The sequence below is a fragment of the Xanthomonas sp. DAR33341 genome (genome assembly GCF_003992815.1).
GTDB classification, from domain to species: Bacteria; Pseudomonadota; Gammaproteobacteria; order Xanthomonadales; family Xanthomonadaceae; genus Xanthomonas; species Xanthomonas cissicola.
On record NZ_QEYV01000020.1, the window covers coordinates 19,588 to 42,299 of the forward strand.

The 22,712-nt window shown below is 65.5% G+C and carries 20 protein-coding genes and 2 pseudogenes; 19 read left to right on the top strand and 3 right to left on the bottom strand.

Going from position 1 to position 22,712, the window contains the following annotated elements; all coding sequences use genetic code 11:
• Positions 1-105: 105 nt before the first annotated feature.
• Positions 106-2,187: a 3-hydroxyacyl-CoA dehydrogenase NAD-binding domain-containing protein gene (locus EO156_RS07660; RefSeq protein WP_029828416.1), complete on the bottom strand. Its 2,082-nt coding sequence runs from the start codon at positions 2,185-2,187 to the stop codon at positions 106-108.
• Between the two features lie 236 nt (positions 2,188-2,423).
• On the opposite strand from EO156_RS07660, the gene rpoE reads away from it, so the two are divergent.
• The 9 genes from rpoE to recO all read left to right on the top strand — a co-directional run bounded on the left by rpoE (position 2,424) and on the right by recO (position 11,438).
• Entirely contained in the window at positions 2,424-3,044 is a 621-nt protein-coding gene (gene rpoE, locus EO156_RS07665; protein WP_003488227.1) for an RNA polymerase sigma factor RpoE, read from the top strand.
• Positions 3,041-3,937, top strand: coding sequence for a sigma-E factor negative regulatory protein (locus EO156_RS07670; RefSeq protein WP_003488224.1), 897 nt, complete (start codon positions 3,041-3,043; stop codon positions 3,935-3,937). The genes rpoE and EO156_RS07670 overlap by 4 nt, the downstream gene beginning before the upstream one ends.
• 109 nt (positions 3,938-4,046) lie before the next feature.
• Positions 4,047-5,624, top strand: coding sequence for a DegQ family serine endoprotease (locus EO156_RS07675; protein ID WP_029828418.1), 1,578 nt, complete (start codon positions 4,047-4,049; stop codon positions 5,622-5,624).
• A gap of 187 nt (positions 5,625-5,811) precedes the next feature.
• Complete coding sequence (lepA, locus tag EO156_RS07680) at positions 5,812-7,602, top strand: translation elongation factor 4 (protein ID WP_003488219.1); 1,791 nt, start codon at positions 5,812-5,814, stop codon at positions 7,600-7,602.
• Between the two features lie 103 nt (positions 7,603-7,705).
• Complete coding sequence (gene lepB, locus EO156_RS07685) at positions 7,706-8,506, top strand: signal peptidase I (protein ID WP_003488217.1); 801 nt, start codon at positions 7,706-7,708, stop codon at positions 8,504-8,506.
• On the top strand, positions 8,507-8,914 hold the full coding sequence (locus tag EO156_RS07690; protein ID WP_016850781.1) for a DUF4845 domain-containing protein: 408 nt from the start codon (positions 8,507-8,509) through the stop codon (positions 8,912-8,914).
• Entirely contained in the window at positions 8,904-9,584 is a 681-nt protein-coding gene (gene rnc, locus EO156_RS07695) for a ribonuclease III (protein WP_003488212.1), read from the top strand. Before EO156_RS07690 ends, rnc begins: the two co-directional genes overlap by 11 nt.
• Complete coding sequence (gene era, locus EO156_RS07700) at positions 9,581-10,480, top strand: GTPase Era (RefSeq protein ID WP_003488210.1); 900 nt, start codon at positions 9,581-9,583, stop codon at positions 10,478-10,480. The genes rnc and era overlap by 4 nt, the downstream gene beginning before the upstream one ends.
• A 235-nt stretch (positions 10,481-10,715) precedes the next feature.
• On the top strand, positions 10,716-11,438 hold the full coding sequence (recO, locus tag EO156_RS07705; protein ID WP_005911580.1) for a DNA repair protein RecO: 723 nt from the start codon (positions 10,716-10,718) through the stop codon (positions 11,436-11,438).
• 398 nt (positions 11,439-11,836) lie between these two features.
• On the opposite strand, the gene EO156_RS07710 is transcribed toward recO, so the two are convergent.
• On the bottom strand, positions 11,837-12,559 hold the full coding sequence (locus EO156_RS07710; protein ID WP_003488206.1) for a response regulator: 723 nt from the start codon (positions 12,557-12,559) through the stop codon (positions 11,837-11,839).
• A gap of 158 nt (positions 12,560-12,717) precedes the next feature.
• Here EO156_RS07710 and rlmD point away from each other — a divergent pair, with 158 nt between their 5' ends.
• The 10 genes and pseudogenes from rlmD to EO156_RS07765 all read left to right on the top strand — a co-directional run bounded on the left by rlmD (position 12,718) and on the right by EO156_RS07765 (position 22,463).
• Positions 12,718-14,052, top strand: coding sequence for a 23S rRNA (uracil(1939)-C(5))-methyltransferase RlmD (rlmD, locus tag EO156_RS07715; protein WP_016850782.1), 1,335 nt, complete (start codon positions 12,718-12,720; stop codon positions 14,050-14,052).
• 100 nt (positions 14,053-14,152) lie between these two features.
• Positions 14,153-14,650 (top strand): CYTH domain-containing protein, encoded by a 498-nt coding sequence (locus EO156_RS07725; RefSeq protein ID WP_003488202.1) that lies wholly within the window; start codon positions 14,153-14,155, stop codon positions 14,648-14,650.
• Between the two features lie 224 nt (positions 14,651-14,874).
• Positions 14,875-15,558, top strand: coding sequence for a DsbA family oxidoreductase (locus EO156_RS07730; RefSeq protein ID WP_005934166.1), 684 nt, complete (start codon positions 14,875-14,877; stop codon positions 15,556-15,558).
• A 14-nt stretch (positions 15,559-15,572) separates the two neighbouring features.
• Positions 15,573-16,607, top strand: coding sequence for an FAD-dependent oxidoreductase (locus EO156_RS07735; RefSeq protein ID WP_026007161.1), 1,035 nt, complete (start codon positions 15,573-15,575; stop codon positions 16,605-16,607).
• A gap of 176 nt (positions 16,608-16,783) precedes the next feature.
• Positions 16,784-18,361, top strand: a complete 1,578-nt coding sequence (locus EO156_RS07740; protein WP_026007162.1) for a cryptochrome/photolyase family protein — start codon at positions 16,784-16,786, stop codon at positions 18,359-18,361.
• A 119-nt stretch (positions 18,362-18,480) separates the two neighbouring features.
• A complete protein-coding gene (nagZ, locus tag EO156_RS07745; protein WP_026007163.1) occupies positions 18,481-19,485 on the top strand; it encodes a beta-N-acetylhexosaminidase in 1,005 nt (334 codons plus the stop codon).
• A complete protein-coding gene (locus tag EO156_RS07750) occupies positions 19,485-20,039 on the top strand; it encodes a hypoxanthine-guanine phosphoribosyltransferase (protein WP_003488192.1) in 555 nt (184 codons plus the stop codon). Before nagZ ends, EO156_RS07750 begins: the two co-directional genes overlap by 1 nt.
• Before the next feature lie 85 nt (positions 20,040-20,124).
• Positions 20,125-20,877 carry an S-methyl-5'-thioinosine phosphorylase gene (locus tag EO156_RS07755; protein ID WP_016850785.1) on the top strand — a complete coding sequence of 251 codons (753 nt, stop codon included), beginning with the start codon at positions 20,125-20,127 and terminating at the stop codon, positions 20,875-20,877.
• An 87-nt stretch (positions 20,878-20,964) separates the two neighbouring features.
• The gene (locus EO156_RS07760; protein ID WP_003488188.1) at positions 20,965-21,171 is read left to right on the top strand and encodes a cold-shock protein; all 207 of its coding nucleotides are present in this window, start codon (positions 20,965-20,967) and stop codon (positions 21,169-21,171) included.
• A gap of 93 nt (positions 21,172-21,264) precedes the next feature.
• Positions 21,265-22,463: pseudogene (locus tag EO156_RS07765) on the top strand (NAD(P)/FAD-dependent oxidoreductase).
• 164 nt (positions 22,464-22,627) lie between these two features.
• Here EO156_RS07765 and EO156_RS07770 read toward each other — a convergent pair.
• Positions 22,628-22,712, bottom strand: a pseudogene (locus EO156_RS07770) (phosphoesterase); the annotation flags it as partial.

Genomic DNA, 22,712 nt, shown 5'->3' on the forward strand with positions numbered 1-22,712 from the left:
AGTAATCGGTGCCAGCATCTGCACGCTGCGACCCTGACTCAAAAAGAAGGCTGCCAACGGCAGCCTTCTTGCAAATCAGACTTTGTTGATAGATACCTGCCGGCCTCAGGCCACCGCTTCCCGTAACAACGGTGAGTCCCACCCCGGGCGCGGCGCGAAGCGTTCGCCATAACGGGCCTGCAAGGCCTGCAGGCGCTCCAGTAGCGCGTCTGCGCCGACGCTGCGGATGTATTGGATCGGGCCGCCACGGAAAGGTGCGAAACCTGTGCCGAAGATGACGCCGGCGTCCAGCAGGTCTGCGTCGGCCACCACGCCGTCGTGCAGGCACGCTACCGCTTCGTTGAGCAGCGGCAGGATCAAGCGATCTTCCAAATCCGCCGGTGCAGCGTAACCGCTGGCAACCTCGGGTTTGACGGCGCGTCCGTTCTCCCACTTGTACAGGCCCTGGCCGTCCTTCTTGCCGCGCTTGCCGGCTTCCACGGTCGCCAGTGCCGCCGGGATGGGCAAACGCAGGAATGGCGCCAACTCGGCACCCACGCCGGCCGCCACATCCAGGCCCACGGTGTCGATCAATTCGATCGGCCCCATCGGCATGCCGAACTTCACTGCCGTCTTGTCCAGCACCGGGCCGGGAATGCCCTCGGCATACGCGGTGGCCGCTTCGAGCAGGTAGGGGAACAGCACCCGGTTGACCAGGAAACCCGGCGTGCCGGCCACCGGCACCGGGAACTTGTCCAAGGTCTTGCAGAACGCAGCCAGGCGCGCGACGTTGGCCGGATCCAGGCCATCGTGCTGCACGATTTCCACCAGCGGCATCATCGCCACCGGGTTGAAGTAGTGCAGGCCGGCAAATTGCGCCGGACGCTGGATGTGGCCACGCAAGTCGGTCAGCGGAATCGACGAGGTATTGGTCGTCAGCAATGCATCCGGCTTGAGTTGCGGCTCGATCGATTGATACAGATCGCGCTTGGCCTGCGGGTTTTCGATGATCGCCTCGATCACCAGGTCGGCCTGCGTCACGCCCGCGCCGGCCAGGTCGCCGCGCAGACGCGCCGCCACTGCCGGCCGCTTGGCATCGTCCTTGACGCGCTTGGCGAACAGCTCGCCACCGCGTGCCAGCGCCGTATCGATAAAACGCTGCTCGCGGTCCTGCAATGTCACGTCGAAGCCCTTGTAAGCCGCCCAGGCCGCGATATCGCCGCCCATGACGCCGGCGCCGATCACATGCACATGGCGAATCGGGGCTACGGCCACGCCGGCTGCGTCCTTGCCGCCCAGCCCTTTCAGACGCTCGGTCAGGAAGAAGATCCGGATCAGGTTGCGTGCGGTCGGCGTGCTGGCGAGCTTGACCACCGCCTTGCGTTCGGCCGCCAGGCGCGCCTGGATGCCGCCACCGCCCGCCCGCTCCCAGACGTTGATCAAGGCATAGGGCGCCGGGTAATGCTCCTTGCGCGCCTTGCGCCCCACCTGCTTGCGCATCTGCGGCGCCAGCAGTTTGCGCGCCAGCAAGGTGTTGGTGGCCCATGCGGTGGCGCGTTGCTTGAACGCACGGGTGGTGCCGGCGAGCGCCAGGCTGGCGGCCGCATCCACCAGCACGGCAGGCGCGGCGACCTTGTCGACCAGGCCCATCGCGCGCGCGGCCTTGGCCGACACCGTGCGGCCGGTGAGCATCAGATCCATCGCCGCCGGCGCACCGATCAGGCGCGGCAAGCGGGCGCTGCCGCCCCAACCAGGGAAGATGCCGAGCTTGGTTTCCGGCAGTCCGATGCGCGTACTGCCATCGTCGGAAGCCACGCGGTAGCGGCAGGCCAGCGCGATTTCGGTGCCGCCGCCCATGCAGAAGCCGTGAATCGCCGCGACGGTGGGGCACGGTAGTTCGGCTAGCTTCTGGAAGACCTGCTGTCCACGATGGATCGCATCGTTGACCGTGCCCTTGCGGTCGAATTCCTGGAATTCCTTCAGATCGGCACCGGCGATGAAGCCGTTGGGCTTGCCCGAACGCAGCACTACACCCGTTGGCGGATCCAGCGCCAGCCGTTCGACCAAGGCGCCCAGCTCCAACAGTACCTCCTGCGAAAATGCGTTAACCGGTGCGCCCTGCCGATCGAGGCTGAGCACGACCACGCCGTCCTCGCGCAGATCGGCCTGCCAATGGCTGAATCGGAGCCCGTCGAAACCTGGAAGCATGCGTCTAGCCGTCCGGCGTTAGAAGGAGAAGGTCGTTATCATCCAGAGGTTGTTTCCTTCACGTCAAATACCCATACCTGTCGACAGGGGAGATCGGCGCTTGCGCGTGGCGTCGCCAGCGGTGCATCGCAGCCGCTACCCTGATGCGTGACGGTCGTACGGATCGGTATGAACTTTTCTTTTCAATGGCGGTCTCATTGCCCGACTTCGGTGGGCTGACAGGAGTGCGGCCCGACATGGCCGAAGTCGATACACCTCAGGAGCTGGACCTGGAACTGGTCCGGCGTGTGCAGCGCGGCGAAAGTGCGGCGTTCGATGTGCTGGTGCGCAAATACCAGCATCGGATCGTTGCCTTGATCGGGCGCTACATCGCCGACTGGAGCGAATGCCAGGACGTTGCCCAGGACACGTTCGTGCGCGCGTACCGCGCCATCAACAGTTTTCGGGGCGACGCCCAGTTCTATACCTGGCTGCACCGCATTGCCGTCAACACTGCCAAGAACCATCTGGTTGCGCACAACCGCCGCCCGCCCACCGACGACATCGAGATCAGCGATGCCGAACAATTCGATGGAGCGACACGGTTGCGCGACACCGATACCCCGGAGCGCGAATTGATGCGACAGGAGCTGGAACAAACGGTGATGCGCGCGGTCCAAGCGCTACCGGAAGAACTTCGGTTGGCCATCACCCTGCGCGAGGTGGAGGGCCTGAGCTACGACGAAATCGCGCAAAAGATGGATTGCCCGATCGGAACGGTGCGCTCGCGCATCTTCCGGGCGCGCGAGGCCATCGACATCGAGCTGCGGCCTCTGCTGGAGACCGAAAGCGCTACCCGTGAGCGACACCGCGTATGAACCAGAACTCTGCCATGTCCACCACCGACAAATTCGAACTTCACTATCGCCAGCAGCTGTCTGCGCTGGTCGACGGCGAATTGAGTGCCGACGAGTCGCGATTTTTGCTGCGCCGTCTGGCCCACGACGAAGAATTGGCCGGCTGCCACGAGCGCTGGCAGTTGTGCGGCGATGTGCTGCGCGGTGCGGCCAGTGCGCCGGCGCCGCTGGATTTTGCGGCGCGTGTGCGCGGCGCCATTGCCGAGGAGCCGGCACCGCAAGCACAGCCGGCGGCCCGCCCAGGCGCACGTTGGCGCTGGGGCGGCGGTGCAGCGATTGCCGCTTCGGTCGCGGCGATCGCCATGTTCCTGGCGCGCGAGCGCCTGCCCGACACCGCCGCGCCCGGTGTTGAAACGACCCCCGTCTATGCCACAGCTGCCCAGCTTCCGCCTGCCTCGCAAGCGCCGCAGCTGCCTGAGGCACCGAAGGCGCCGGCCGCACCGGCTCCGGGAACGCCGGATGAGGTGGCCGCGCTTGCTGCAGCCGTGCCTGCCGCTGCGCTGGCATCTACTCGGCGCGGCGCGGCAACGCGCAACCAGCAAGTCGCACGCAGTGCGGCTGCGCGTCAGCAGCAGGCGCCGAGCCGCCTGGTCGCTGCGGCAGCCCCGGCACCCACGGGCACCGCATCTGCGGTTGCGGCGACGCCGTCCAACCCGTTCACGCATCCGGATACCACGCTGCAGGCACGCCCGTGGCCGCGCGCGGCCTTGTCCGGGGCTGGCGAAAGCTCGCTCAATGCCAGTTTCCGCCAGAGCCAGCCCGGCACGGCGTTCTATCCGTTCGAACCCGCGCCACAGGCAGTGACCAGCCCGGCGCCGAACCGGCCGGCACCGGCGCAGCCCCCGCAGGACTGACCCTGTCGCCGGCCTTCATCCGTTCGGCTATCTCCCTCCCATTATCGTGCCGGGCCCGTGTTGCTACGCGGGTTCTGGCTCCTGTCGCCCTGCCATCGGAGGCAACCTGATGAACCATCGCATCCGCACCCAGATGTTCGGCCTGATCGCCATGACCCTGCCGCTGGCCGCCTGCGCGCAGCAGCCCGCACCCGCTGCCAAGGACCTCGCCCCGATTGCTGCCAATCGCAGTGCAACGCCAGCGCCGCAGCTGGTGGCGGGGCTGCCGGACTTCACCAATCTGGTCGAGCAGGTCGGCCCGGGTGTGGTCAATATCGAAACCACCATTACCCGCAAGGATGCCATGGCGCGTCAGCAGCGCAGTGGCCCGGGTGGTCGTGGCGGTGGTGCGATGCCGGATGACGATCAGATGCCGGAATTCTTCCGACGCTTTTTCGGGCCGGACTTCCAGATGCCGGGCGGTCCGCGGCAGGGGCCCGGTGGCGGCGATGACGACGGCGGCATCGCCGGCAAGTCGATGGGCTCGGGCTTCATCATCTCGGCCGACGGCTACGTCCTGACCAATCATCACGTGGTCGATGGCGCCAGCGAGGTGACCGTCAAGCTCACCGACCGCCGCGAGTTCAAGGCCAAGGTGGTGGGTAGCGACGAGCAATACGACGTGGCGCTGCTGAAGATCGAGGCCAAGGGCCTGCCGACCGTGCGCCTGGGCGATTCCAACACGCTCAAGCCGGGGCAGTGGGTGGTGGCGATCGGCTCGCCGTTCGGCCTGGATCACTCGGTCACCGCCGGCATCGTCAGCGCCACCGGCCGCAGCAATCCGTACGCCGACCAGCGCTACGTGCCCTTCATCCAGACCGACGTGGCGATCAACCAGGGTAATTCCGGCGGCCCGCTGCTCAATACGCGTGGCGAAGTGGTCGGCATCAATTCGCAGATCTTCTCCGCGTCCGGTGGCTACATGGGCATCAGTTTCGCGATCCCGATCGACCTGGCCTTCAGCGCGGCCGAGCAGATCAAGGCCACCGGCCACGTGAGTCGCGGCATGCTGGGCGTGGCGGTCGGCCCGATCGACTCGCTCAAGGCGCAAGGCCTGGGCTTGCCGGATAGCCGTGGTGCCCTGGTCAACGATATCCCGGCCGGTAGCCCGGCGGCCAAGGCCGGCATCGAGGTGGGCGATGTGATCCGGGCGGTGAACGGCAAGTCGATCGATGTCGCCAGCGATCTGCCGCCAATGATCGGGCTGATGGCGCCTGGTACCAAGGTGACCCTGGAGGTCTTGCGCGACGGCAAGCCGCGCACCGTGACGGTCACCCTGGCACCGTTGCAGGACGGCACCGGGAACGCCGCGCCGCGCACCGCCGCCGAGGAGGCCAAGCCCGGCGCGCCGGCCAGCGTGGAATTGCTCGGCCTGCAAGTCGCCGACCTGACCGCCGCCGAACGCAGCCGCCTGGGCCTGGAAGTGGGCGAGGGTGTGCGTATTGCCGCGGTCACGGGCGCGGCGGCACGCAGCACCCAGCCGCCGCTGTCGCCGGGGCTGATCATCGCCCGCGTGGGCCGGACCAAGGTCGGCAGCGTCGCCGAGCTCAACCGCGCCCTGTCCAGCTACAAGAAGGGCGACGTGGTCATGCTGCTGGTGACCGACGGCAAGGCGACCAGCTACGTGGCCTTGAAGGCCGGCGGCTAACGCAGGGAATGGAGAATCGGGAATCGGGAATGGCAAGAGCGGCTCCGCGATACGGGAGCACGCCTGGCTTTTCCGATTCCTCACTCCCGATTCCCAATTCCCGGCCCCAGAGGGGTCGGCCGTGCGATAATGCTGCGTTACCCTGACGACGGCTGCGCCGGCGCCCACCTCAATGTCCTCTGATTCAATGCGGAACATCCGCAATTTCTCCATCATTGCCCACGTCGACCACGGCAAATCCACCCTGGCCGACCGCATCATCCAGCTGTGCGGCGGCCTGCAGGCGCGCGAGATGGAGGCCCAGGTGCTCGACTCCAACCCGATCGAGCGCGAACGCGGCATCACCATCAAGGCGCAGTCGGTGTCCCTGCCATACACGGCAAAGGACGGGCAGACCTACCACCTGAATTTCATCGACACCCCCGGGCACGTCGACTTCTCCTATGAAGTCAGCCGCTCGCTGGCTGCGTGCGAAGGTGCGCTGCTGGTGGTGGATGCGGCGCAGGGCGTGGAAGCGCAGTCGGTGGCCAACTGCTACACCGCGGTGGAGCAGGGGCTGGAAGTGGTGCCGGTGCTCAACAAGATCGACCTGCCCACGGCCGATGTCGACCGCGCCAAGGCCGAGATCGAAGCGGTGATCGGCATCGATGCCGAAGACGCGGTGGCGGTGAGCGCCAAGACCGGTCTGAACATCGATCTGGTGCTGGAAGCGATCGTGCATCGCATCCCGCCGCCCAAGCCGCGCGACACCGACAAGCTGCAGGCGCTGATCATCGATTCCTGGTTCGACAACTACCTGGGCGTGGTCTCGCTGGTGCGCGTGATGCAGGGCGAGATCAAGCCCGGCAGCAAGATCCTGGTGATGTCCACCGGGCGCACCCATCTGGTCGACAAGGTCGGCGTGTTCACCCCCAAGCGTAAGGAACTGCCAGCGCTCGGCGCCGGCGAGGTGGGCTGGATCAACGCGTCCATCAAGGACGTGCACGGCGCACCGGTCGGCGACACCCTGACCCTGGCCGGCGATCCGGCGCCGCATGCATTGCCCGGCTTCCAGGAAATGCAGCCGCGCGTGTTCGCCGGCCTGTTCCCGGTCGATGCCGAGGATTACCCGGATCTGCGCGAAGCGTTGGACAAGTTGCGCCTGAACGATGCCGCGCTGCGCTTCGAGCCGGAAAGCTCCGAAGCGATGGGCTTCGGCTTCCGCTGCGGCTTTTTGGGCATGCTGCACATGGAAATCGTGCAGGAGCGCCTGGAGCGCGAGTACAACCTGGATCTGATCAGCACCGCACCGACCGTGGTGTATGAAGTGCTCAAGACCGATGGCACGGTCATCAACATGGACAACCCGGCCAAGTTGCCGCAGTTGAACCTGGTGCAGGAAATCCGCGAGCCCATCATTCGCGCCAACGTCCTCACGCCCGAGGAGTACATCGGCAACATCATCAAGCTGTGCGAGGAAAAGCGCGGCACCCAGATCGGCATCAACTACCTGGGCAGCCAGGTGCAGATCAGCTACGAGCTGCCGATGGCCGAGGTGGTGCTGGATTTCTTCGACAAGCTCAAGTCGGTCAGCCGTGGCTATGCCTCGCTGGATTACCACTTCGTGCGTTTCGACGCCGGCCCGTTCGTGCGCGTGGACGTGCTGATCAACGGCGACAAGGTCGATGCGTTGTCGTTGATCGTGCACCGCAGCCACGCCGATCGTCGCGGCCGCGAGCTGTGCGAAAAGATGAAAGACCTGATCCCCCGGCAGATGTTCGACGTGGCGATCCAGGCCGCGATCGGCTCGCAGATCATCTCGCGCTCCACGGTCAAGGCGATGCGCAAGAACGTGCTGGCCAAGTGCTATGGTGGCGACGTTTCGCGCAAGAAGAAGCTGCTGGAAAAGCAGAAAGAAGGCAAGAAACGCATGAAGCAGGTCGGCCGCGTGGAGATTCCGCAGGAGGCCTTCCTGGCTGTCCTGCAGATGGACAAGTAGCAGGGAATGGTGAATCGGGAATCGGGAATCGTAAGAGCCTGCGTGCTCCTGCTGTTCCTATTCCCCATTCGCGATTCTCGATTCCCTTTCCGAAGGAACATCAATGAAATGGTTTGAAATCATCCTGGTTGTCCTGACGCTGGGCAGCGGCTTCATCTGGCTGCTGGACAAGCTGTTTCTGGCCAAGCGGCGTGCGGCGCGTGCCGGGTTGCTGGACAGCGAGCCGGCGATCGTCGATTACTCGCGCGCCTTTTTCCCGGTGCTGGCGGTGGTGCTGATCCTGCGCAGCTTCGTGGCCGAGCCGTACAAGATTCCGTCCAGTTCGATGATGCCCAACCTGCTGATCGGCGATTTCATCCTGGTCAACAAGTTCGCCTACGGTTTCCGCCTGCCGATCACCAATACCAAGTTCATTCCCACCGGCGAGCCCAAGCGCGGCGACGTGGTGGTGTTCAAGCCGCCGCACGCGCCGGACCAGAACTGGATCAAGCGCGTGGTGGGCCTGCCGGGCGACAAGATCGGCTTCCACGGCGATACGCTGTACATCAACGACAAGCCGATGCATTACACGGTCAAGGGCGAGTACATCGGCAAGGGCAAGGGCGCCGAGATGACCGGCACCACGCTGCTGGTCGAGGATCTGCCGGGCCGCACGCATACCGTGCTGGAATGGCTGGACCGCAACATGCCGGCCGGGCAGGGCGACTGGACCGTGCCGGCGGACAGCTATTTCGTGATGGGGGATAATCGCGACAACAGCGAGGACAGCCGGTTCTGGACCCAAACGCACTTTCTGCCGGAAGCCAATCTGCGCGGCAAGGCGTTCCTGATCTGGCTCAATTGCGAAGGATGGTTCTGCAAGGGGAGTTTCGATCCATCGCGGATCGGGACTGGAATCCAGTAAATGCACGCACGGCGTGCCAGGGGAAGCACAATGAAGCGCAAGCAAAGCGGTATGACGTTGACGTCGTTCGTAGTGGTGCTGGCGGTGGTGGGATTCGGTCTGTACATCGGGATGAAGCTGTTCCCGATGTATCAGGAGTATTACGCAGTGCGTACGTCGATGAAGGGCCTGGCGAATGAGGCAGGTACTTCGGACATGGATCCGTCCAAGTTGCAGGACATGTTCTTCAAGCGCCTGTACATCAATTATTCGGAAAACGTCAAAAAAGAAGACGTCAAGTTCGAGCGGATCGAAGGCGGCTGGCGCATGAAGGTCAATTACGAAGTCCGCCGCGAGCTGGTTGGCAATCTGGATGTGGTCGGCAAGTTCGATACGGCACAGGATCTGACGAAGCGCGGTGTCGAATAGAACCTTCCAACGCGGTGATCCGATCGGGCACGCATTCGCCGATCCGGCTCTGCTCGCCCAGGCGCTGCGGCATCGCAGCGCCGGGACGCCGCACAACGAGCGACTGGAATTTCTCGGCGACGGCATCGTCAACCTGCTGATCGCCGAGGCGCTGTATCACCGGTGGCCCAAGGCCGATGAAGGCGCATTGACCCGTGCACGTGCCGAGCTCGTACGCGAAGGTGCGCTGGCAGTCATCGGGCGTACGCTCAATCTGGGCGAACGTCTCACGCTTGGCCCAGGCGAGCTGAAGTCCGGTGGTCACCGGCGCGATTCGATCCTGGCCGATGCGGTCGAAGCGATCGTCGCTGCCATCTACCTGGACTGCGGTTTCGAGCGTTGCCGTGCGGTGGTGCTGCCGTGGTTCGAAGCCTCGCTGGCGGCATTGCCGGTGGGCAAGGCAGAGAAGGATCCCAAGACCCGGCTGCAGGAATGGCTGCAGGCGCGCCAGCTGCCGCTGCCCACTTACGCGCTGATCAGCGAGAGCGGCGACGAGCATGCCAAGCAGTTCCACGTCGCCTGCATTCTGGAGCAGCCCGTTGCCCGCGCCGAGGGCCAGGGCACCTCGCGTCGCCTCGCAGAGCAACAGGCGGCGACTCTTGTCATCGCACAACTGGATTCAAACACGTGAGCGAAATCACTTCCCCTCACCGCAGCGGTAGCGTTGCGGTGATCGGCCGGCCCAACGTCGGCAAGTCCACCCTGACCAACGCCCTGGTCGGCGCGAAGGTCAGCATCGTCTCCAACCGGCCGCAGACCACGCGCCATCGGTTGCTGGGCATCGCCACCTTCCCGGAAGGACAGCTGGTGCTGGTCGATACCCCGGGATTGCACCGCGAGCAGAAGCGCGCAATGAACCGGGTGATGAATCGCGCTGCGCGCGGCTCGCTCGAGGGGGTGGACGCGGCGGTCCTGGTGATCGAAGCCGGCCGCTGGGACGAGGAAGACACGCTGGCGTTTCGCGTGCTCAGCGACGCCGGCGTGCCGGTGGTGCTGGTGGTGAACAAGGTCGACCGGCTCAAGGACAAGACCGCGCTGTTCCCGTTCCTGGCCCAGGTCAGCGAGGGGCGCACCTTCGCCGCCGTGCATCCGGTGTCCGCGCTCAAGCGCAAGGGCCTGGACGCGTTGGTCGGCGACCTGCTCAAGCTGGTGCCCGAAGCCGAGGCGATGTTCGGCGAAGACGAGATCACCGACCGCAGTCAGCGCTTTTTGGCCGGCGAACTGGTGCGGGAGCAGCTGATGCGTCAGCTCGGCGAAGAGCTGCCGTATGCCACCACCGTTGAGATCGAGCGTTTCGCCGAAGATGGCGCGCTGCTGCGCATCGGTGCGGTGATCTGGGTCGAGCGCGAAGGCCAGAAGGCGATCGTGATCGGCAAGGGCGGCACCCGGTTGAAAGAAATTGGCGGCAAGGCGCGCCTGCAGATGGAGCGCCTGTTCGGTGCCAAGGTGTTCCTGGAAACCTGGGTGCGCGTGCGCGAAGGCTGGTCGGACGACGAGGCGGCGCTGAAGGCGTTCGGGTACGAATGAGGCCGGGAAGGCCGGGACCCGGGACCCGGGACCGGGGACCCGGAAAAAAAAGCTGGGTCAGGCTTTTGGTCGGCATGCTGTCGAGGAGAGGTTTTTTCGTTTTTTTCAGATTTGGGTGCTGCGCTGACGGCATTGGCTCGGCGCTCAATCGCCGCGCCGCGCGGCACTTCGACGGCCGATCCGGCGCTTTTCCAGGGTCCCCGGTCCCGGATCCCCAATCCCGGCTTTCCCTCTTATGCTGATCGAGCACGAGCGCGGGTTCGTGCTGCATGTACGGGCCTGGCGCGAGACCAGCCTGCTGGTGGAAGTGCTGACCGAGCAACACGGGCGGGTGGGGCTGCTGGCGCGCGGTGTGCAGGGGCCGCGCAAGCAGGCGCTGCGCGCGGCTTTGCAGCCCTTGCAGCTGATCCAGTTCAGTGCCGTGCAGCGCGGCGAGCTGGCCCAACTGCGCCAGGCCGAAGCCCTGGATACCGCGCCGCGGCTAGCCGGCGACACCATGCTGGCCGGTTTCTACATCAGCGAATTGTTGCTGCGCCTGGCGCCGCGTCACGATCCAGTGCCCGAACTCTATGCCTGTTATGCGCAGGCACGTCGCCACCTGGCCTCCGATCTGCCGTTGGCGTGGGGTCTGCGCCGGTTCGAGCGCGACGTGCTGGAGGGGCTGGGGTTCGCTTTCGATCTGCAGCACGACAGCGAGGGGCAACCGATCGACCCGGCAGCACGATATCGGCTGGATCCGCAGGACGGCGCCTTGCGCGTGTTGAGCGAACGGCTAGCTCAGGATCGCCGCGAAACCGTCACCGGTGCGGCGCTGCTGGCGCTGGGCCAAGACGTCATGCCGGACGCGGACGACATGCCCGGCCTGCGGCGCAGCATGCGCGGCGTGCTGCTGCATCATCTGGGCGGGCGTGGCCTGAAATCCTGGGAAATGCTCGAGGATCTCGCGCGCCGTCGTTGATGGCGCGGAGCGCTGGACGCGCATGCGCGATTGCGCCGGCAAAAGTCCAGCTGCGGCCGGCGATACCACGACCCAGCAGCGAATTGAGCGAAGCGGGTGCTCGGAACCGACAGACAGCACCTTGCCGGTCGGTTCCGAAAGCCCTTCGGCATGCACCCGACAACGACCGCCACTCTCGTTCTCCGATGTGGACCGGGCGAGCAGCAAATGCAGGCGCCCTGCGTCGAGCCCGGAGCTCGTCCAGGCAGTCAAGCGCCTGCAAGTGGAGACGGTGCTATCTGCAATACGCAGCTCGATCAGCAAAACGGCGATACATCGACCATGGCGGCGAGCCGGACGCGCACCGACGCCCGCGTCTTGCGCATCTCGTCAGGCAGGAGGCGCTGCGATGGGTTCGCTCAATGCAACAACGCAGCCACCGCCGCATGGAATTGGGTGCGTGCGGTGCGCGAGTGCGGGTCGCCGCGCAGCAGGCGCACTGCGCCGGCAAGCCGTGCCGCGCCGACGAAGCCGCAGCTGGCTTGCAACCGATGAAGATGGCTGCGTAAAGCCTGCTCGTCGCTGATCTGCAAGGCCGAATCCACCGCATCCCGTGTACTCGGCAGCTCGGCCAGGAACAGTTCGCGCAGGGCATTGAGATGATGCTGCTGGCCGTTGAGCGCACTCAGCGCAGCGGTCTCGTCCCAGTCGCTGGCGGCGATGTCCAGCACGCCCACCGGGGCCACGCTGTAGCGACCGCGTGCCAGGCCGCGCCGCACCGCCTGCAGCAGGCGCTCGGAGGTCAGCGGTTTGACCAGCATTTCCAGAAACCCGTCGGACTGCAAGCTGTTCTGCATCGACATGGTCGCGTCGGCGGTGTGCGCCAGTGCCGGCACGTCCGGGTGCAGCAGGCGCAATGCACGCAGCAGACCGCTACCGGTGCCATCGGGGAGGTTGACGTCGATCAGCCAGAGGTCATGGCGACGTTCGCGCGCGCGGTCGAGTGCGGAAGAAAGGGAATCGGCACAGTCGACCGTGGCCGGGAGACTTTCAAGGACAGCCTGTAAGAATCCGCGGCTGATCGGGTCGTCTTCCACCAGCAGTAGGCGTGGGTGGGGTTCCTGGCGTGTGGCCATGTTCATGCTGCCTCCTTGTCAGCGATGCCGCGTCCTGATTTGTCGCGCGCAGCGGGAGTTTGCCTGTGTTTGTGGAGCGCGACAATTGTTGCGCTGACCGGCGCGGCCTCCGTCGATCGCATCTGCGACAATACGCACCCTTTTTGCCCGCAGCTTGTCGCCACGTGGCCAGAACCAGAAACCGTCTCGACCGAACCCCCTTCCAGACCGCGGTCACCGACCTGAGCCATGACGGCCGCGGGGTCGCCCGCCGCGACGGCGAGGGCGGCAAGGTCACCTTCATCAGCGGCGCCTTGCCGGGCGAGTTGGTGCGCGCCGAACCCACCGCCCGTAGCCGGCATTTCGATGAGGCCAAGACCGTGGGGGTGCTGGAGGCATCGCCGCAGCGGGTCTCCCCGCGCTGCCCGCACTTTGGCGTCTGCGCAGGCTGTGTGTTGCAGCATCTGGAGGAATCGCAGCAGATCGTGGCCAAACAGCGCGTACTGATGGATAACCTGGAGCGTATCGGTCATGTCACTCCGCAAGCCGTGCTGCCTGCGCTGACCGGAGACAACTGGGGGTACCGGCGCAAAGGCAGGTTCTCGGTGCGTCGTGTCGAGAAGAAGGACAAGACCTTGGTCGGCTTTCGTGAGCTCGACCCGCGGTTCGTGGCCGATCTGTCCGTTTGCTACACGGTGATTCCGCAGATCGGCGAGAAGATCCCCTTGCTTGCCGCGCTGATCGAAGGCATGGATGGCAAGCGCGACATTCCGCAGATCGAATTCATCGCCGGCGACGATGCGGTGGCCTTGACCATTCGGCATATGCAGCCGCTCAGCGAACGCGACCGCCAGGCCTGGATCACATTTGCCCAGGAGCACGGCTTTGCGATTTTTCTGCAGCCCGGCGGGGTGGACAGCGTGCAGCCGCTGTGGCCGCAGGAAGTGCCGCTATCGTTCCGCTTGCCGCAGTGGGATGTGGAACTGGCGTTCCGGCCGCTGGACTTTATTCAGGTCAACGCGTCGCTCAATCAGAAGATGATCGCGCATGCAGTCGCGCTGTTGGAGGCCAAGCCCGACGACCGCGTGCTGGACCTGTTCTGCGGCCTGGGCAACTTCACCCTGCCGCTGGCGCGCGTAGTGCGCGAAGTGGTGGGTGTGGAAGGCGACGCCGGACTTGTGGCACGGGCGAAGGAGAACGCCCAGCGCAATGGCCTGGACAATGCGCAGTTCTACGCCGCCGACCTGACCCAGGATCAGCGCAGCGCACCCTGGATGCGCCAGGGCTTCGACAAGCTGCTGCTGGACCCGCTGCGCTCGGGCGCCCTGGAAGTGCTGCAGCAGTTGCCGTTGAAGACGTTCCAGCGCATCGTCTATGTGAGCTGCCATCCTGGCTCGCTGGCGCGCGACGCCGGTTATCTGGTCAACGAGCAGGGCTTCACGCTGGTCTCGGCGGGCGCGATGGACATGTTCCCGCACACCGCGCACGTGGAAAGCATTGCGGTGTTTGAGAGGCGGTGAATCGGGAGTAGGCAGTAGGGAATCGTAACGGCGAACGGCTTATGCTTTTGCCATTCCCGATTCCCGATTCCCGATTCCCGATTCCCGATTCCCGATTCCCATGCCCACAGAAATCGAACGCAAATTCCTGGTCACCGGCGATGGCTGGCGCGACGCCGCGCATGCGGTGATTCCGATGGCGCAGGGCTATATCAACGACCAGGCGGCGCTGCGCAGCGGCACGCAGCATGCCTCGGTACGGGTGCGCATTCAGGGCGAAAGCGCATTTCTCAATCTGAAATCGCGCGAAGTGGGGCATACGCGGCAGGAGTTCGAATATCCGATTCCACTTGCCGATGCACGCGCATTGCTGGCGCTGTGCGTAGGCGGCCTGATCGACAAACGCCGGCATCTGGTCGCCTACCAGGGCCATGTGTGGGAAGTGGACGAATTCCTCGGCGACAACGCCGGTCTGATCGTGGCCGAGATCGAACTCGAACGCCCCGACGAAGCATTCGCCACACCGGAATGGCTCGGGACCGAAGTCACCGACGACGTGCGCTATTACAACCTGGCGTTGGCCTCGCATCCGTTCAAGCAGTGGAACGGGGATTTGTGATTCGGAATTTGGCACTCGTAAAGGCGGGCACGCGGCTCGGCGCCTTGGAGGCCTGATGCGGGAGGTGCAGTGGGTGATTCGCAAGAACAGATGATGCGCGGCACCAGGTCGCTTTGCAGCGCGACATCATCGCTCCCCAATTTCAGCAGTGGCAAACGCTTTGCGATTGCAGAATCCCGTCTATGCTCTGCCAATCCCAAATCACCACGAACGAACCCCAGCTCATGCGCATCGACATCTGGTCCGACGTAGTGTGCCCCTGGTGCTGGATCGGCAAACGCCGTTTCCAGGCCGCCCTCGCGGCGCTTGGTGCGCAGGCGCCGGCCCTGGATATTCACTACCACGCGTTCCAGCTTGATCCGGATGCCGGCCTGGAGCCGACGCCATTGCGCGAGGCGCTGGCGCTGAAGTTCGGCGGTACGGCACGGGTCGAGCAGATCCTGGCGCAGACCCAGGCCACTGCGCAGGCGGAGGGCTTGCCGCTGGATTTTGGCCGTGGGCAGGTGCAGGTCAGCACGCTGCGTGCGCATCGTTTGATCTGGCTGGCCAGCCACGAGGGCGATGTGGATGCGGTCATGGAAGCGCTGTTCCATGCGCATTTTGCCGAAGGCCGTAACGTCGGCGCGACCGACACGCTGGTGCGTGCCGGTGCGGCCGGCGGCCTTGCGGCGGCCCGTGTGCAGGCGATGCTGGAATCGGACGAAGGCAGCGTCGAGGTACAAGCGCAGCTGGCGCAGGCGGCCGCGTTGGGCATCCGCGCAGTGCCCAGTTTTGTGATCGACGGTCGTGCGCTGATCCAGGGCGCGCAGCCGCCGGAAAGTTTTGCGCAGGCGCTGCTGCAGTTGGCGGCCGAATCGACGCCAGTCGGCGGCCCTGATGCCTGCGGGCCCGACGGCTGCGCGGTGTGACGCATGCCTGCCGCATGCACCGGCACCTGCGCGATGGCATGACACCGCCCGACCGCGTGCAGACGATCGCCGTGATCGGCGCCGGGATGGCCGGGCTGGTCTGCGCGCAGCAGCTGCAGGCGGGCGGCCATGCGGTGACGGTGTTCGATCAGGCCCAGACCCCGGGTGGCCGCATGCGCCACTACAGCGCCGAGCAGTGGCAATGCGATCACGGAGCGCAGTATTTCACCGCGCGCGATCCTGCATTTGCAGCGGTCGTGGATGCCTGGATCGATGCCGGGATCGCCGCGCCCTGGCAGGCACGTATCGCAAGCTGGGACGGCACGCGGTTGCGCCGATCACAGAGCGCGCTGACGCGTTATGTAGGTGTTCCCGAGATGCCCGCGCCGGCGCGTACGCTTGCCGCGCAGTTGGATGTGCGTCTGTGTGCCGAGGTGCACGCGCTGCGGCGCAGCCGGCAGGGATGGCGCGTATCGGTGTCGCAAGGCGCTGCAGAGCCTCTGTTCGACACGGTGCTGCTGGCCGTCCCGGCACCGAATGCGGCTGCGTTAGTCGCGCAGGCCGCGCCTGCGTTGCGGACGATTGCCGAGCAGGTGCGCATGCAGCCTGCATGGGCGGTGATGGCGCGCTTCGATGCGCCAATCGATCCAGGTTACGACGCGCTGTTCGTCAATGCCGGCGCGTTACGCTGGGTGGCGCGCAACTCCAGCAAGCCCGCGCGTGCGGGTGCGGAGACCTGGCTGCTGCATGCAACAGCCGAGTGGAGCCAGGCGCATTGCGATGCCATGCCTGGGCACGTCATCGCCAGCCTCGTGCCGGAGCTTGCGGCGCTCGGTTTGCCGATACCGCGGTCCTGCGATGCTTTTTTCTGGAAAGTCGCCAGCAGCGCCCCCGCGTTGCAGATCGGTTGCGTCTGGGACGCGCAGCTTGGCATGGGCATGTGTGGCGACTGGTTGGCAGGCGGCAAGGTGGAGGGGGCATGGCAGAGTGGAATGGCGTTGGCCCAGCATGTGTCTGCCGGCGACGCGCCGCACAGCGCTTGCGACTGACGCTGTGCCAAGCAGCGCAGAACAGAGGGTGATGCGGTGCAAGTCCATACCGCGGTCATGGCAGTCGTTCGTGCATGCTTCCCCGGTGACTCGAATTTTTTTCGGGTCCAAGGCGTGCCCATGCGCCGCATCGGCCCGGACGCGCCCCGCATCCGGCATGATCGGGCGTCACTCTGATGCATGATTCCAGCGCACTTATCGCGCAAACCAACCCACAAACGCCGGCCCATACGCTGCGTTTGATTCTGGGCGACCAGCTCAATGCGCAACACAGCTGGTTCGCGACGCGCGATGCGGGCGTGGTCTATGTGTTGATGGAAGTGCGGCAGGAAACCGACTACGTGCTGCATCACGCGCAGAAGGTCCTGGCGATCTTCGCGGCCATGCGCGCGTTCGCTGCGGGCTTGCGGCGTGCCGGGCATCGGGTGCGCTATGTGACGATCGACAACGCCAGCAACCGGCAGTCGATCCCGCATAACCTCGAGGCGCTGATGGCGCATTACCGTGCCGGAGATCTGGAATACCAGGCCCCGGACGAATGGCGGCTGGACGAAGCACTACAGCATTGGAGCGCCGCGCAACCCTTTGCCACGCGCATGGTCGACAGCGAACATTTTCTGACCGCGCGCAATGAGGTCGCCGCCTGTTTTTCTACCGGCAGCCCATGGCGCATGGAAGTGTTTTATCGGCGTATGCGGCGGCAGCATCGGATCCTGCTCGATGCTGCCGGCGAACCGGAAGGTGGGCGCTGGAACTTCGATCACGACAATCGTGCGCCGTGGCCGGGCGACCCGCCTGCGCCACAGGATTGGCGCACGACTCACGATCACAGCGCGGTATGGCACACGATCGAAGCCGCCGGCGTGCGCAGTTTTGGCGCACCGAACGCGCAAGCCCTGCCATGGCCGCTGGATCGCGATGAGGCCTTGCAGCATCTGGAGGTTTTCATCGCGCATGCATTGCCCGATTTCGGCCGCTACGAGGATGCGATGAGCACGCGTAGCCCGCGCCTGTTCCATTCGCTGCTCTCGTTCGCGCTCAACGTCAAGATGCTGCATCCGCGCGAAGTGATCGCGCGCGCCGAGGCGGCATGGCGGCAAGGGCATGCGCCGTTGGCGGCGGTGGAAGGCTTCATCCGGCAGATTCTGGGCTGGCGCGAATATGTGCGCGGTGTGTATTGGTCGCAGATGCCCGGCTACGCGGAATCGAATCATCTCGACCAGCATGCACCGCTGCCGCACTGGTTCTGGGACGGGCAGATCGGCATGCGCTGCCTGGCCGATGCGGTCGGCAATTCCTTGGCTAACGCGCATGCGCATCACATCCAACGGCTGATGGTGATCGGCAATTTTGCGCTGCTGGCGGGGCTGGACCCGCAGGCCCTGCACCGCTGGTACCTTGGCGTGTACATCGATGCCTTCGAGTGGGTGGAGCTGCCCAATACGGTGGGCATGAGCCAGTTCGCCGATGGCGGCCTGCTGGGCAGCAAGCCGTATATCAGCGGCGCGGCGTACATCGATCGCATGAGCGACTATTGCGATGGCTGTCGCTACCAGCGCAAGCAGCGGGTCGGGCCGAACGCGTGCCCGTACAACGCGCTGTACTGGGATTTCCTGCAGCGCCAGCGCCCGCTGTTGGGCGCCAACGAACGCCTGGCACTGCCCTACCGTCAGCTCGACGGTATGGCCCCCGAGATGCTGGCACAGGTGCGGGCCCAGGCCGCGTATTGGCGGGCCCACATCGAGGTGCTGTGAGCCTGCTCGCAGCGCCCTCAGGGGCGCGCAGCTGAATGCGCGATCTGACGCTGCCACGCGCATCTGCGACAATGCCGCGCTGCGCCACCATGGCGCCTGGCCCGGGAGAGTCCCCCAACATGCTTCTGATCGGCGTTGCCGGTACCGAACTCAGCGCACAGGAACGCGATTGGCTGCAGCACGATGCGGTTGTCGGCGTGGTGCTGTTCAAGCGCAACTTCGCCTCGCGCACCCAGGTGGCCGAGCTGTCGGCCGCCATTCGCGCCGCCGCGCCGCGCCCGGTGCTGATCTGCGTGGACCAGGAAGGTGGGCGCGTGCAGCGGTTTCGCGAAGGATTCAGCGCGCTGGCGCCGTTGCAAAGCTTCGGTGCGCAATACGCCCAGGACCCGGAGGCTGCACTGGCCGCCGCGCGCGCGCATGCGCAGTTGATGGCCAGCGAAGTCCGCGCCAGCGGTGTGGACCTGAGCTTTGCGCCGGTGGTGGACCTGGGCCGCGGCAACCGGGCCATTGGCGATCGCGCCTTCAGCGATGAGCCGCAGATCGTGGCCACCTTCACGCGCGCCTATGTACAGGCGCTGCATGGGGCCGGCATGGCCGCCACGCTCAAGCATTTCCCCGGCCACGGCACCGTGCTGGAAGACACCCATGTCGACCACGCCAGCGACCCGCGGCCGCTGGAGGTGCTGCAGGCCGAAGACCTGGTGCCGTTCGTGGCGGGGATCGAGGCCGGCGCCGACGCCGTGATGATGGCGCACGTGGTCTACCCGCAGGTCGCCCCGGAGCCGGCCGGCTATTCGCAGCGCTGGATCGAGCAGATCCTGCGCGGCCAGATGGGCTTCCGCGGCGTGGTCTTTTCCGACGACATCGGCATGGCCGCCTCGTTCAGTGCCGGCGGGGTGGCGGGTCGGGTGCATGCGCATCTGGATGCCGGCTGCGACGTGGTGCTGGTGTGCCACCCGGAACTGGTCGCCGAATCGCTGCAGGCCGTGCAGGGCCGCAGCCTCAATACCGCCGCATTGATCGGCCTGATCGGCCGCGGCGCGCTAGGTTGGGATGGCCTGCTCGCCAGCACCGATGCCTCATTTACCACTCCTCTTTCTGCCCATTTCGGAACAACTGCCTGATGTCCACGCTCACCATTTCCCAGGCCCTGGCCCAAGCCGATCTGCTGGTCGACCGTCCGGCCATCGATGCCGCCGTTGCCACCATCGCCGATGCGATCGCACGCGACTACGCCGGCGAAGTGCCGGTGTATCTCACCATCATGCACGGTGCGCTGCCGTTCTCCGGACAGCTGGCGCTGGAGCTGGGCGCACGCGGCCAGGACCTGCAATTCGATTACCTGCATGCCACCCGTTACCGCGGTGAAACCACCGGTGGCGAACTGGTGTGGAAGCACCGCCCGGCCACCGCGCTGTTCGGCCGCCGCGTGATCCTGGTCGACGACATTCTCGACGAGGGTTACACGCTGCAGGGCGTGCGCCAGTGGTGCCTGGAGCAGGGCGCCACCGACGTGCGCGTGGCGGTATTGACCGTCAAGCGGCACGACCGTTGCGTGCCGGGCGTGACGGCCGACTACGTGGGTGTGGAAGTGCCCGACCGTTACGTGTTCGGCTTCGGCATGGACGTCAACGAGCAGCTACGCGGCATTCCTGCCATCTATGCGATGAAGCAGTAACGCTCGAAATCCATGCCCGCATCGTTGCGGGCAGCTTGGCGCGCGCGTGCGCGCCCCATCATGTCTTTCGCTGCAGAGGTCGGTTGTGTCCGCAAATTCCATCGCATTGGCCGTCATCGGCGGCACGGGTGTCTACAAGCTCGCGCAGCTGGACGATGTGCAGTCGCACGACATACAAACGCCCTACGGCGCGCCGTCCGGGCCGATCCGCGTCGGCATGCTGCTCGGCCACCGCGTCGCCTTCCTGGCACGCCATGGCGAAGGGCATTCGCTGCCGCCGCACAAGGTCAATTACCGCGCAAACATCGCTGCACTGCAGCAAATCGGCGCATCGCGGGTGCTGGCGCTCAACACCGTGGGGGGGATCACCGAACAGTTTGGCCCGCGCGTGTTGGCGTGTCCGGATCAGTTGATCGATTACACCTGGGGCCGCGTGTCCACGTTCTGCGAAGAGCCCGGCAGCGAGGTGAAGCATGTGGATTTCGGCCACCCGTATTCGCCGATGTTTCGCAGCAAGGTCATTGCGGCTGCCAAAGTGACCGGCGTCACGCTGGTGGCCGGCGGTTGCTACGGCGCAACGCAAGGGCCACGACTGGAAACGGTTGCAGAGATCGCACGCATGCGTCGCGACGGCTGCGATCTGGTGGGCATGACTGGCATGCCCGAAGCTGGGTTGGCACGCGAAAAAGGCCTGGAATATGCGTGTTTGGCGATCGTGGCCAACTGGGCGGCCGGTTGCGGCGACGCGCAGGAAATCACCATGGCCGAGGTGTTGGCCAACGTCGATGCCGCTTCGTCCGGGTTGCCCGAGCTGATCGGCGAACTTGCACGCGGGTGATTGTCATCGGGGCATAAGCTTTGCATACTCGGCGCGTACGCACCGCCGTACACCACCCATTAATTATTGCAAAGGTCTCGCATCACCATGCCGAACGGTACCGTCAAGTGGTTCAACGACGCCAAGGGATTTGGCTTCATCTCACCGGAGGACGGCAGCGCCGATGTCTTCGCGCACTTCTCCGCGATCAATTCCAAGGGCTTCCGCAGCCTGCAGGAAGGCCAGCGCGTCAGTTATGACGTGACCCAGGGTCCCAAGGGTGCCCAGGCTTCGAACATCACGCCGGTCGAGTGATCTGACTCGATTGTGCGGTTGAAAACCCCGCCACGGCGGGGTTTTTTTTCGCCGGTTGTGCGCGGGCAGCGATAGCCAAACAGAGCAGGGACGATGCAACGAGCATTACGCATTGCGGTAGTGGGCTACGGAACCGCGGGGCAGGCATTGGCCGTGCTGCTGGGCGCCGATGGTCATCGACTGGAGGTATTCGAGCGCGCCGCTGCGCCCGGGCCGGTGGGCGCCGGTTTTCTGCTGCAACCTAGCGGGCTGCAGGTGCTCTGGAACATGGGCTTGCTGCCGCAGGCGCTGGCGCATGGCGCGCCGGTGCGCCGCCTGTATGGCGACACGCCGTGCGGGCGTGCGGTGATGGACATGCAGTACCGCGATCTGGATCGCGCCTGATGGGTGTGGGCATGCAGCGCGGCGCGTTGTTTACGGTGCTGCGCGAGGCCTGGCCGCAGCACGCGCAACTGCATGTGGATACGCAGATCACCGCGATCGATGACGCGGGCGTGCGCGTGCATGATCAACGCGGGCAATGGCATGGTCCCTTCGACCTGATCATCGCCGCCGATGGCTCGGCCTCCACGTTGCGTGCGCAGGCGCAGGGAACGCAGCTGGATCGCGTGTATCCATGGGGGGCGCTGTGGTGCCTGTTGCCGGTGGGCACGCGCCCGGGCGACGACACGCCGCGGCTGAGTTTTTTCTGGAGCCTGCCGTGCAGCGATTTCGTTGCGTGGGAACAGCGCGGCATTGCCGCCTGGCGCGACGAAGTGGCGCAGATGTGGCCAGAGGCGCACGCGCGGCTTGCCACGGTGCAGGTGCATGGCGCATTGGCACGCGCGAGTTATCGCGATGCGGTGGTGTCGCGCTGGCATCGCGGCCGCTTCGTGCTTGCCGGCGATGCCGCGCATGCGATGAGCCCGCAATTGGGGCAGGGCGTGAACATGGCGCTACTGGACGCATTGGCGATGCGCGATGCCTTGCGCGCGGGCGCCGATCTGGACGATGCCTTGCAGCGCTACCAGCGCGAACGCCAGGCGCATGTGGCGATCTATCACCGCTGGAGCCGCTGGCTGACACCGCTGTTCCAGTCCGAACGTGATCTCTGGGCACAAGGCCGCGACCTGCTGCTGCGTCCGATGGGACGCGTGCCGGGCGGACGCGGGCACATGTTGCGCGTGCTCAGCGGCACCCAGCATGGCTGGTTCGGCAAGCTGGTCTTGGCGCCGGATTTCGTTGACGCGTTATCGCAGCCGGTTGTGCGTGTGGTGGACGATAAAGCCGAAGCGGCCGCGTCGAGCAGCTAATAAAACGATATGCAGCCGTTAGGCGGGCGCAGCCGGTGCCCGCCGCGGCATGCACCACTCGGACCCCTCGGTTTTGAGCGCTCGGTTTGCAACCACCTGACGGCTGCCTGCCACGTTTTTAACCGTTCTTGGGCGAAACATCGGCCGGCGCTTCGCGGCGCCGGCTAACGCACCGGCAGTGCCATCGCATCGCCTTCCACGCAGGCAACCAGGCGCTCGCCTTCGCTCAGCGTCGGCACGATGCCTGCG